This is a genomic window from Dactylosporangium sp. NPDC049742 (genome assembly GCF_040674675.1).
GTDB classification, from domain to species: Bacteria; Actinomycetota; Actinomycetes; order Mycobacteriales; family Micromonosporaceae; genus Dactylosporangium; species Dactylosporangium maewongense.
In genome coordinates this window covers 55,967-67,552 of the sequence record NZ_JBFANF010000024.1, presented here as the reverse complement: position 1 = coordinate 67,552, position 11,586 = coordinate 55,967, and the positions used below count along the sequence as shown (strand labels likewise).

Sequence of the window (11,586 nt, the reverse complement as noted above, 5' to 3'; positions counted from 1 at the left end):
ATGGGTTGGTTCGTTGTACCCGGTGTGGCGCGGACCGGTTCGCCGTGGCGTGATCTGCCGGAACGGTACGGGTCGTGGAAGACGCCGTACCAGCGGTTCCGGCGGTGGGTCGCCGACGGCACCCGGGCAATGCTGAAACTGCGGGTCGTCGCCCTTGCCGAGGCGGACGGTGACATCGACTGGAGCGCGCAGATCGACTCGACGGTTGTGCGGGTGCACCAACACGCTGCCGGTGTCCGTACAGGGGGCTTGACAGTGACGAGTCACGGGCACGGCAAGGGGTCGGGCGGTCCCGTGGTGGGCTGACCACGCAGGTCCATACCCTGTCCGACGGACGCGGCTGCTCGCTTGCCATCCGGATCACGCCCGGCCAGGCAGCCGACATCCGGCAGCTCGCACCGCTGCGGAGCAGGTGTCGGTCCCTCGACCTGCCGGTCGTGGCCGCCCCCGCCAACGCCCGGACTCCGTGACCGGTGACAAGGCTACGCGCCGTCCCCGCCAGCCATGATCCGCGAAACAGAGCCTAGGGCCGTGTTGAGCGGCGGCCGGGTCGGATCCCCGATCCGGCCCGGGCCGTCGCGGACTGGAGCTGTGTGGCTGCCTGCTCTCGTTGGCCGGGGGAGGTCAGGCGCGGTGGAGGCGGCGGACCGGGTGGATCAGGAGGAGGGCGGCGCAGACGCAGACGGTCACCGCGGTCGACAGGTACAGCAGGTCCAGCGGGGGGACGACGGTGGAGACGGGGCCGACCAGGGCCTGGCCGACCGCCACGCCGGAGACGGAGCCGGCGACCTCGTAGGCGGTGACGCGGTTGAGGACCTCGGGGGCGACGAGGGTCTGCACGCTGGTGGACCACATCACCGACCAGAAGGCCCATGAGACGCCGCCGAGGAGGTGGCCCGCGATCAGGAGCGGCAGCGGTGGTTGCAGGGCGACCGACAGCGGGATGCAGGCGAAGCCGATCAGGCCGGCGGCGCCGGCGGCGAGCGGGCGGGCGGGGCGCAGGCGGATGGCGATGATGCCGCCGAGGACGGTGCCGCAGCCGAGGCCCGCCATCGTCCAGCCGTAGGCGGCGTCGCCGAGGCGGTCGCCGATCAGGCGGGAGCTGAGCGGGATGTACGGGCCGAACACGAACACGCCGAAGAACAGCCAGACCACGATGACCGACCACATCCAGCTGCGGGAGCGGAACTCGGTCCAGCCGCGGCGCAGGTCGTGCAGCACGGTCGAGCCGGTGGTCCCGCCGGCGGCGCCGGTGGGCGTCCGGCCGATCAGGGCCAGGCACGCGCCGCTGATCACGAAGGTCGCGGCGTCGACCGCGTAGACCGCGCCGGGGCCGGTCAGCGTCATCAGCACGCCCGCGAGGACCGGGCCGCCGAGCTGCGTCGCCGCGTCGGCGATCTTGAGGGTACCGTTGGCGCGCTGCGGGTCCGTCGCGACGAGCGGGACCATGCCGTTGACGCCGGGCTGGAACATCGCGGCCGCCAGGCCGGCCAGGGCCGAGGTCGCCAGCAGGAGCCAGAGGGGCGGCGTACCGGCGAAGAACGCGATGGCGACCACACCTTGCGTGACGACGCGCACCACGTCGGCGCCCACCATCATCGTCCGCGCGCCGAGCCGGTCGGAGAAGACGCCGCCGAACACCACGAAGAGCACGAACGGCGCCGTCCAGACGGCAAGAACGTACCCAACACCGGACACGCCGTAGATCGCCCCGACGGCGAGCGCGGCGGCGACCGGCATCATCGCGTCGCCCAGCAGCGACACCACCCGCGCGCCGAAGTAGTACGTGAAGTCCCTGTTCCAAAGGGGTTTCGCGAGAACGGGTTCCGCCAGGACGGCGGTCATCGGTAGCACTCCATGATCACCCATTCTTGCCGTGGCGCCACGGGTGCACAGGCGTCCGGCGCGACATCATTGGGTACATTCGTGCCATGCGTCAGCGGGTGGTGGCCCTCCTCGGGCAGGGGCAGGAGCTGTATCCGGTGACCTGCGCGTCGGCCGTCTTCGGCGACCACGGGCCCGACATCCCGCGGCACTACGAGTTCGAGCTGTGCGCCGAGCACCCCGGCCCGATCCGCACCACGATGGGCGTCGACATCGTGGTCGAGCGGGGCCTCGAGGCGCTGGACGACGCCGGGACGATCCTCATCGCCGGCTGCCCATCCCCGTCGCTCACCCCCGCCACCTGCGACGCCGTCCTGGCCGCCCATACGCGAGGCGCCCGCATCGTGGCGGTGAGCTCCGGCATCAAGCTGCCGGCCCACCTCGGCCTGCTCGACGGCCGCACCGCCGCGGCGCACTGGGAGATCACCGGCTGGCTCGCCCGCAACTACCCGAAGGTCCGCGCCGACGGCACCGTGCTCTACGTCGACCACGGCGACGTCGCGACCGCCGGCGCCACCGCCACGACGCTCGACCTGTGCCTCAACCAGGTCCGCCGCGAGCACGGCGCGGCCCTGGCGATGCGCATCGGCCGCCAGTTCGCCGCCGCCCCGCAGCGCGAGGGGCACCAGCGGCAGTTCCCGGCCCTGCCGACGACCGGCCCCGTCCCCGACTCCCTGGCGCCACTGCTGGACTGGATCGCCGCCAACCTCGACCGCCCGCTCACCCTGGCCGACATGGCCACGAGGTCGGGGATGTCCGCCCGTACGCTCAACCGGCACTTCCACGAGCAGCTCGGCATCTCACCGGGCCGGTGGCTGCTCGACCGGCGCATCGCGAGCACCCGCGCGCTGCTCGAGGAGACCGACCTGCCCGTGGAGACGATCGCCGAGCGCGTCGGCCTGTCCTCGGCGGTCAACCTCCGCCGCCGTTTCCGCAGCGCCGTGAACACCACCCCGGCCGCGTACCGCCGCGCCTTCCGCTGACCTGCCTTACTCACACATGTGGGAGCTGTCAATGCCCCACTGCTGGTGGTTCGAGATATGAAAACCCCTCCGAGACAGTTGGTGGCGGGCGGTGACGGTAGGAGGATGGCCTTCGACACCAGCGAAAGTATCGGGGGATATCGCGTGTCTACTTTTCGGGTCATTGTGCCGGCGCTGACGTTGCGCGCCGAGAAGCCGCTGCCGTCGCCGTGGAGCTTCCGCGTCCCGTGATCTCTTGATCGACCTCCTGCCCTCTGTGTCGAGGTTCCGCTCACTGCTGCCCTGATGGCGGGCGGTGGCGCGGTGTATTCACGTGCGCGAAAGGGCCTGACCGCATGCCAAGATTCGGCAATAACGCATTGATGTCTATCGATAGTGATGTATTAGATCTCTGTGGCATCGGGCTCGGTCCTTCGAACCTGAGCCTGGCCGCGCTGCTCGCACCGCTGGACGACGTGGAAAAGCTTTTCCTCGAGGCCCGGCCGTCATTCTCCTGGCACCCCGGGATGCTGCTGCCCGGTGCGCAGCTGCAGGTGTCGTTCCTGAAGGATCTGGTGACGACGGTGGACCCCACCAGTCGCTACTCGTTCCTGAACTTCCTCGCCGAGCACCAGCGCATGTACCGCTTCCTCATCGCCCGGCGCGACGCACCGGTCACCAGGGAGGAGTTCCAGCAGTACTACGCCTGGGTGGCGCGGAGCCTGCCGTTCGTCCGGTTCGGGCAGCGGGTCGGCGTGGTCGAGCACGACGGTGACAGCTTCGTCGTGCGCGTCGGCCAGCAGCGGCAGGTCCGCGCCCGCAACCTCGTCGTCGGCGTCGGCCACCAGCCGTTCGTGCCCGCGTGCGCCACCGGGCTCGGGCCGCAGGTGATCCACGCCAGCGAGTTCGGCACGGCCGACCCGCCGTCGGCGGGCCGGCGCGTCGTCGTGGTGGGCGGTGGCCAGAGCGGCGCCGAGATCGTCGACCACCTGCTGGGCCGCGGCGACGAGCTGCCCGCACACATCACGTGGGTCGCCCGCCAGCACGGGTTCCTGCCGCTGGACGACTCGGCCTTCGCCAACGAGTGGTTCAACCCCCAGTTCGTCCACCAGTACTTCCAGCTGCCCGACGAGGTGCGCCGGCGGCTGCTGGAGCGGCAGCGCACCGCCAGCAACGGCATCTCCGAAGGGCTGCTGGAGCGCATCTACCGCCGCCTCTACGAGGTCGACTACCTCAGCGCGGCACGGGTCGCGTATCGCCTGCGCACCTCGACCGAGCTCGTCGGGCTGACCAGGACGGGCCAGGGCCTGCGGGTCACGCTCGACGACCTGATCTCCCGGCAGCGCGAGACCCTCGACGCCGACCTGGTGGTCCTGGCGACGGGCTACCGGCACGTGGTGCCCGACTTCCTGCGGCCGCTGCTCGGCGCCGACGACCTCGCCGACGTCAAGACCAACCTGGACTACAGCGTGCGCTGGAAGGGCGCCGCGCTCGGCTCGATCTACCTGCAGAACGGGGCCGAGCACACGCACGGCATCGCCGATCCCAACCTCAGCCTGGGGCCGTGGCGCAGCGCCACCATCGTCAACAGCCTGCTGGGCCGCGAGGTCTACCGCACCGGCGCCGCGGAGTCCGCCCTCTGGCCGGCCGCCGGTGCCGCGGGCTCATCCGCAGACGGAAAGGACGCACCGTTGATCGTGTCACTGGCCAAGGAGCTGACGGAGCGCACCGACGAGGGCGACGAGCTGCACCTCATCGACCTGACGTCCGCCGCCGACCTGCCCGCCGCGCCGTTCCAGGCGTCCTGGTGGACGGTCAACCCGGGCAGCGCGACCCAGGTGGACCGGCACGACGCCCACGAGATCTGGCTCGTCAGCGCCGGCGTGGGCCGCTTCACCTGCGGCGGCGAGACCGCCGAGGTCCGCGGCGGAGACGTGCTGAGGATCCCGCCGGACACCGCACACCGCATCGAGAACCACGGCACCGAGGTGCTCAGCGTCTACTCCGTCTGGTGGGGCTGAGCGGTGCGCGGCCACCGGGACCTGGTGATCGTCGGTGCGGGCATGACGGGAGCGCTGGTGCTCGAGCGGTACCGGCGGATCCACCCCGACGCGTCCGTGCTGGTCCTCGACCGTTCGACGGCCGCGGCCGGGGCGACCGGCCGGTCGGCCGGTGTGTGCGTGCCGCTCGGCGGGGTGCCGGGCAGGACGCCGCTGGTCGGCCCGGGCCAGGCCTACTTCGCCGGCGCGGCCCGGTGGCGGGAGGCGGGGCTCGTGCGCCCGCTCGAGGTCTGGTTCGTGCTGCGCCGCCACAACGTGCCGGGCTTCCTCGACGCGTGGCAGGGCGGGCCGCTGCGGCCGGTCGCCGCGGAGCGGGTCGCCACCGTCCGCGAGCGCGCCGGCGACCTGCGCGTCGACCCCGACGAGGAGGTGCTCGCCTCCTCCGGCGACTGCTACGCCGTGGACGCCGCCCGCCTGACGCGTGCGCTGCTCGACCTCCACCTGAGCGGGCCGGGTTCGGCGCTGTGGGAGGGGTGCGAGGTGGTCGCCATCTCGCCGGAGCCGGGCGCGGTGCGGGTGGTCCTGGCGTCGGGGCACGCCGTGCACGCCCGGTCCGTGGCCGTGGCAGCGGGTGGCTGGTGCCCGGTGTGGCCCGGCGCGGCACCGGCCCAGCCCGTGAAGCGCATCGCCGCCCTCACCGTGGACCACCCCGGCGCCGGCCTGCCGATGCTCGACTTCATCGACGACGAGCTGTTCATCCTGCCCGGCGACGCGGGGCTGACGGTGAGCTTCCGGCGGGAGTCGTTCGCGGTCCCCGGCGCCCCGCTCGACCCGACAGTCACCGCCGCCGACCTCGACGAGGGCCGGCGCGCCCTCACCAGGCGCAGCCCGGCGCTGGCCGCGGCGGTCGTCGGCGCCCACGTCGGCCACGACGCCTATCCGCACGACGGCGCACCCATGGTGACGGTCACGGCGGCGGGCCGGGTGGTCGACGCCCGCGGCATGGGCGGCTCGGGCATCCGCCTCGGCCCGGCCGTCGCCGACCGGGTCGTCGCCGCCCTGACCACCGCCATCCCGCCACCCGCCCCGCCAGCCACAGAAGCGGCGGGCACCGAAGCGGCGGGCGTCGGAGCGGGGGGTCGGGATGTTCGGTGAGCTGCGCCGCCAGTACGCGAGCCGGTCGCGGCACCTGGTGCTGGCCGGGTATCCGACGCCGAACGGGCCGCTGCACCTCGGGCACATCGCGGGGCCGTTCCTGCGTGGTGACGTGCTGCGGCGGTACCTGCGCTCGCGGGGCCACGAGGCGCTCGCGATCGGCACGTCCGACTCGTGGGAGTCGAACATCCTCTTCACCGCGGCGAAGGAACGCCGCGACCCGATGGTCGTGGCCGGCGACTACCAGGGTCGCATCACCGCGGCACTGGCCGACTTCGGTGTCGTGCAGGACGACTACCTCGACGTACACGCGGCGCCGCACCGTGCCGAGCACCGACGCTACAGCGACGCGCTGGTCCATGCCCTGCACGCCGAGGGACGGCTGCGGTTGCGGGCGGAGCGGCTGTGGTTCGACGCCGCCGCCGGGCGCCCGCTCGTCGGCTGCTGGCTGAGCGGGAAGTGCCCGAAGTGCGCGGCGCCGGCCACCGGCAACTCGTGCGAGGAGTGCGGGACCTGGTTCGGCCCGACGGACCTGCGCGAGCCGGCGCCGCGAGCGGTGCCGGGCCTGAGGCCGGGCCAGGGGGCCGGCGCGCTGCCGGGCGGGACGCTCTCGGCCGTCACCGTCACCAGCGCGTTCGCCGCCCCGGCGGCCGGGATGCGGGTGGAGCGGTGCGCCGAGCGGATCGGCCAGGTCGACACGTACCTGCCGATCGTCGAGGAGTACCAGCGGTGGAACCCGGCCGGCATCCGGCTGACGTACCCGATCGGCTGGGGCGTGCCGTGGCCCCTCGCCGGCCCGGATCACGGGTCCGTGCACTACAGCTACGGCACCGGCCTCGTCGCGGCGAGCAAGGTGATCGGTGACTTCGCGGCCAGTCGGCACGGGGTGGCGAATCCGATGTCCGCGGGCTCCGACGTGATCACGGTGGCCGCCGGCGGGCTGGACGCCGTCATGCCGTGGCTGGTGCTGCTCGGCCTGACGACCCGCGGGCTGGACTTCCGGCCGTTCGACTTCTTCCTGTTCAACCAGTTCCTGGACCTGCACGGGGCGAAGTTCTCCACGTCGCGGCGGCACACGATCTGGGTCGGCGACTACGTCGCGGCCGGGCTCGACGTCGACTGTGCCCGGCTGTACCTGGCGAGCCTCAGCCCGCTGACGAAGAGCCAGGACTTCCGCTGCGACACGTTCGCCCGGTTCGCCGCCGGGTGGGCGGAGCGGCTCGACCGGGTCGTGGCGGACCGCTCGGCCGCGCTGGTCGAGGGCCCTCCGGCGACCCCCGCGGAGGCGCCGGGTGCCGTCGAGGCGCTCGCCGCCCAGGACCGTTGCCTGCGCCTGCCGGTCACCGACCCGGCCGCGGCGGTGGGCGTGCTCGGCGACTGGGTCGACCGGCTGGCGGCGGCCGGCGGCGACGGGCGGCGGCACGACCCGGGCACCGCCTGGGCGCAGCTGTGGACGCTCGCGGTCCTCGCCGCGCCGCTGGCACCGGGCTGGGCGGGTCGGCTCTGGGCCGCGCTGGGGCTCGCCGGCGACCCGGACGTCCACACCACGGCCGGCGAGGCGTGCTGGCGGCCGGAGCGGTACACCGGCCTGCGCCCGCCGGCCGAGGCCGCCGTGCGGTTCCTGATGGACAACCCCTCCCTGGGCGGCTACCCGGACGCCCCGACGCCATCCGATGCAAAGGTGGTCCCGCAGTGACATCCAGCGTGATGTTCGTCAATCTCAGGCCGTACCAGCTCGAAGCGAACGCGGTGCTGCTCGCGGCCCGGCGGGCCGGGCTGCGAGTGGCGCTGCTCGCCGACCGGATCCCGCGGGGCACGGTGCTGTCGCTGGTCGACGACGTCGAGCTGGTGGACACGTTCGACGTGCCGGCGGCCCGGCGGGCGGCCGCGGCGCTCGTCCAGCGGGCGGCCGTGCGCGGCGTCGTGACCTGGTCGGACCGGGACGTGCGGCTGGTCGCGCGGATCGCGGAGGACCGCGGCCTGCCCGGGTTGCGGGACAGCGCGGCCCGCCTGGTGCGGGACAAGCACGCCGGGCGGCAGGCCCTCGCGGACCGGCCCGACCTCATTCCCGCGTTCGAGCTGGTCGACGGTGAGGAGAGTCTCGCCGGGGCCATCGCGCGCATCGGCTTCCCGGCGGTGCTCAAACCGCTGACCGGATCCGGCAGCAAGGGCATCTTCGAGGTCGCCGACGAGGCCGGCGCCCGCCGGGCGTGGGACGTCCTGCGGCGGTACACCACCGGGTCGGGGGACCCGATGTTCGCCGGGACCGAGCACCGCTGGCTGTACGAGGAGTGCCTCGACGGCACCGAGCACAGCGTCGAGGGCCTCGTCCAGCACGGGGAGGTCCGCCTCGTCGCGGTCACCGACAAGGTCACGACCGCGCCGCACCACATCGAGGTCGAGCACGTGCAGCCCAGCGCGCTGGGCCCGGCCGCGCTGGCCGCGGTCGGCGAGCTGACCAGGGCGGTCGTGGCCGCGTTCGGGATGGACGACTGCGCGTTCCACCTGGAGTGCAAGGTCGACGGCCGGGGCCGCGCCCGCCTCGTGGAGATCGCCGGGCGGGCCGGCGGCGGCATGATCGCCTCGCACCTGGTGCCGCTCGCCACCGGCGTGGACTTCTGCGCCGACATCGTCCGCGTCGCGACGGGGACTCCGATGGCCCCCGCCGGCACCCCGACCGGCATCGTCGCCGGGGTCCGGTCCGCCTTCGCCCGGACCGCGGGTGAGATCGACGAGGTCACCGGCTTCGGCGCCGCGCTCGCCGTGCCCGGCGTCGTCCAGGTCGCGGTGCTGCTCGGCGCCGGCGACCGGGTGAAGCTCCCGCCCGAGGACTTCATGAGCCAGCGGGTCGCGACCGTCATCGCCCAGGCCGGCGACCGCGAGGAGCTGCGGGCCAACCTGCTCGCCGCCTGCGACCACCTGCAGGTGCGGCTGCGTGACCCGGGGCGGGACGAGACGCTGGAGGAGGTGGCCGCGGGCTGGGACCGGCTGCAACGCGTGCGGGCCATGGACGAGGCGCGGGCGGCCGTGCTCGGGCCCGGCTTCGTCGGGCAGCACAGCAACGTCACCCCGCACTACGTGCGGGCCCTGGCGGAGCGCCTCGGGCTCGGGCCGGGCTCCCGCGTGCTCGACGCGGGCTGCGGCACCGGCGGGCTCAGCCTCGCCCTGGCCGCGGCCACCGGCTGCGAGGTGGTCGGCGTCGACCTGAGCCCGGCGGCGGTCGAGGTGGCCACCGAACGGGCCGCGGGGCACCCGGGCGGCCCACGGACCACGTTCGTCGTCGGGGACCTGGGCGAGCTGAGCGGGTTCGGCGACGAGTTCGACGCGGTGCTGGCGTTCGGCTCCGGGTACTGGTCGGCCCCCGAGACCGCGGTGCCGCAGTGGCGGCGGGTCCTCCGCGACTCCGGCAGTGCCGTGCTGCTGCTCACCCGGATCCTCGCGGACCGGTCCGACCGGGACCGCGAGGTGGACCTCCAGCCGGGCCTGTTCCTGCCCCACGCCGACTGGGAGGGCGTCCTGGAGAAGGCCGGGTTCACCGTCGCGACCGCCGACCGCACCGACATCGACGGCCTGTACTTCCGGGCGTACCTCGGCCGGCTCCGCGAACGGGAGGCGGCGTTGCGCGCGGAGATGGGCGACGAGGACGGCGCCAACTACGTCGGGATGTTCGAGCAGTTCCTGGCGTACCACGACGCGGACCTGCTGCGCCGGTGGGAGATCGTCGCGACCCTGCGGGACGCGGCATGACCGCCGCCGAGCTGCTCGTCCTCGACCTCGACGGGGTGCTCGTGGAGAGCCAGGGCGCGGAGTCGCAGGCGCTGTGGGAGCTGGCGTGCCGGGCCGGGGCGGCGCTGACGCTCCAGGAGGCGGAGGTCGAGTTCCGGGGCAAGAAGATGGCCGACTGCGTCACCTTCGTCGAAGGCCTGATCGGTGCCCCGGTCGAGGAGGGGTTCGTGGCCGCGGTGCGGGCGCGCTGCGAGGAGCTGACCCGGGAGAGCATGCGCCCCGTCGACGGGGTCGCCGACGCGCTCGAACGCATCGACCTGCCGATGTGCGTCGCGTCCAGCAGCCCGGCGGCGATCATCGAGCAGCGGCTGCGCGCCACCGGGCTGTGGGCGCGGTTCGCCGGGCGGGCGTTCTCCGCGTACGAGGTGGGCAGCTGGAAACCGGACCCGGGCCTGTTCCTGCACACGGCCGCGGCGTTCGGGGTGGCGCCCGCGGCGTGCGTGGTGGTCGAGGACAGCCTCGTCGGTGTGCGGGCCGGGCTCGCCGCCGGCATGCGCACGCTCGGGTACGCGGACGGGCCGTACGCGGACCTGCTCGCCGCGGAAGGCGTGCCGACGTTCGACGACATGCGGCACCTGCCACGACTGGTCTCCACGCCCGCCGGGACGGGAGGTGCCCGGTGACGGAGCCGATGCCCCGCCTGCTGATCGTCGGTGCCGGCGACCTCGCCGGTCAGGTCCTGTACCAGCTGGCCCGCGACCTCCGGCCGGTCGCCGTCACACTCGGCGGCCGTCGTGACGCCGAGGTCCGCGGCAAGGTCAACCTCGCCCGGCTGGCCGCGCTGCAGGTCGGCCGGCAGCCCGTCGTCGACGGCCGCCGGGTGGACCTCGACGACGTCGACGCCACCGCGGAGACCATCGCCGCGCTGCGCCCCGACGTCATCTTCAACGCGGCGAGCCTGCAATCGTGGTGGGTCATCGGCACCCTGCCGCCCGCGGCGTTCCAGCGCCTGTACCGGGCGAACTTCGGCCCCTGGCTGCCGATGCACCTGACGCCGGCGCTGCGCCTGATGACGGCCGTGCGCCGGTCCGGGGTCAGGCCCGTCGTGGTCAACGCCGCGTACCCCGACGCCGTCCACCCGGTCCTGCACACGGCCGGGCTGGCGCCCGACGCCGGCATCGGGAACGTGGCCAACAACGTGCCGGCGCTGCGGCTGATCGCCGCCGAGCGGCTCGGCGTGCCCGTGCGCGACGTCGGCGTGCGGTTCGTGGCGCACCACTACGTGAGCCATCACGTCTCCCGTACCGGCGACGCCGAACCAGACACGTTCCGGCTGCAGGTCACCGTCAAGGGCGCGGACCGCACCGCCGACGTCGACGCCGGCACGCTGTTCCTACCGCTGACCAGCAGCCACCGCCGGCTCGGCGGGATGGCCGGGCAGCTGATGACGGCCGCGTCGGCGCTCAGCGTGCTGCGTCCGCTGCTGCACGGCGACGCCGCGCAGGCCCACGCGCCGGGGGTCGGCGGGCTGCCGGGCGGGTATCCGGTGCGCATCGGCCACGGCGCGGTCGCCCTCGACCTGCCCGCGTCGGTCGGCCTCGGCGACGCCGTCGCGGTGAACGAGGCCGGGCAGCGCCGCGACGGCATCGACCGGATCCGTCCCGACGGCACGGTGGAGTTCACCGAGGAGTCGGCCGGGATCATGCGGGAGTCGCTCGGGTACGACTGCCGCACCATGCGGCTGGCGGACTGCGCCGAGCACGCGCTGGAGCTGGGCGCCCGGTACCAGGAGTACGCGGCCCGCAGCGGCCAGGACCGGACGGCCGCCCCGACCGCGGTCGGCTGAAACCCTTTCCAGG

General features: G+C 73.9%; 10 protein-coding genes. 9 read left to right on the top strand and 1 reads right to left on the bottom strand.

Annotated elements, in window-relative coordinates; translation table 11 throughout:
• The gene (locus tag AB0J72_RS27505; protein WP_363403449.1) at positions 1-306 is read left to right on the top strand and encodes a transposase; all 306 of its coding nucleotides are present in this window, start codon (positions 1-3) and stop codon (positions 304-306) included.
• 318 nt (positions 307-624) lie between these two features.
• Here AB0J72_RS27505 and AB0J72_RS27500 read toward each other — a convergent pair whose 3' ends face one another.
• Entirely contained in the window at positions 625-1,845 is a 1,221-nt protein-coding gene (locus tag AB0J72_RS27500; RefSeq protein WP_363403447.1) for an MFS transporter, read from the bottom strand.
• 86 nt (positions 1,846-1,931) lie between these two features.
• Between AB0J72_RS27500 and AB0J72_RS27495 the strand changes: the two genes are divergently transcribed.
• The 8 genes from AB0J72_RS27495 (at position 1,932) to AB0J72_RS27460 (ending at position 11,573) form a co-directional block, all read left to right on the top strand.
• Positions 1,932-2,867 (top strand): helix-turn-helix domain-containing protein, encoded by a 936-nt coding sequence (locus AB0J72_RS27495; protein WP_363403445.1) that lies wholly within the window; start codon positions 1,932-1,934, stop codon positions 2,865-2,867.
• Positions 2,868-2,972: 105 nt separating this feature from the next.
• A complete protein-coding gene (locus AB0J72_RS27490) occupies positions 2,973-3,098 on the top strand; it encodes a hypothetical protein (protein WP_363403443.1) in 126 nt (41 codons plus the stop codon).
• A gap of 131 nt (positions 3,099-3,229) precedes the next feature.
• Positions 3,230-4,867, top strand: coding sequence for a SidA/IucD/PvdA family monooxygenase (locus AB0J72_RS27485; protein ID WP_363403441.1), 1,638 nt, complete (start codon positions 3,230-3,232; stop codon positions 4,865-4,867).
• A gap of 42 nt (positions 4,868-4,909) precedes the next feature.
• Positions 4,910-6,001, top strand: coding sequence for an FAD-dependent oxidoreductase (locus AB0J72_RS27480; RefSeq protein ID WP_363403439.1), 1,092 nt, complete (start codon positions 4,910-4,912; stop codon positions 5,999-6,001).
• On the top strand, positions 5,991-7,697 hold the full coding sequence (locus AB0J72_RS27475) for a class I tRNA ligase family protein (protein ID WP_363403437.1): 1,707 nt from the start codon (positions 5,991-5,993) through the stop codon (positions 7,695-7,697). Before AB0J72_RS27480 ends, AB0J72_RS27475 begins: the two co-directional genes overlap by 11 nt.
• Complete coding sequence (locus AB0J72_RS27470; protein ID WP_363403435.1) at positions 7,694-9,748, top strand: ATP-grasp domain-containing protein; 2,055 nt, start codon at positions 7,694-7,696, stop codon at positions 9,746-9,748. The genes AB0J72_RS27475 and AB0J72_RS27470 overlap by 4 nt, the downstream gene beginning before the upstream one ends.
• On the top strand, positions 9,745-10,410 hold the full coding sequence (locus AB0J72_RS27465) for an HAD-IA family hydrolase (RefSeq protein WP_363403433.1): 666 nt from the start codon (positions 9,745-9,747) through the stop codon (positions 10,408-10,410). Before AB0J72_RS27470 ends, AB0J72_RS27465 begins: the two co-directional genes overlap by 4 nt.
• Positions 10,407-11,573: a hypothetical protein gene (locus AB0J72_RS27460; RefSeq protein WP_363403431.1), complete on the top strand. Its 1,167-nt coding sequence runs from the start codon at positions 10,407-10,409 to the stop codon at positions 11,571-11,573. The genes AB0J72_RS27465 and AB0J72_RS27460 overlap by 4 nt, the downstream gene beginning before the upstream one ends.
• The last annotated feature ends 13 nt before the right edge of the window (positions 11,574-11,586 follow it).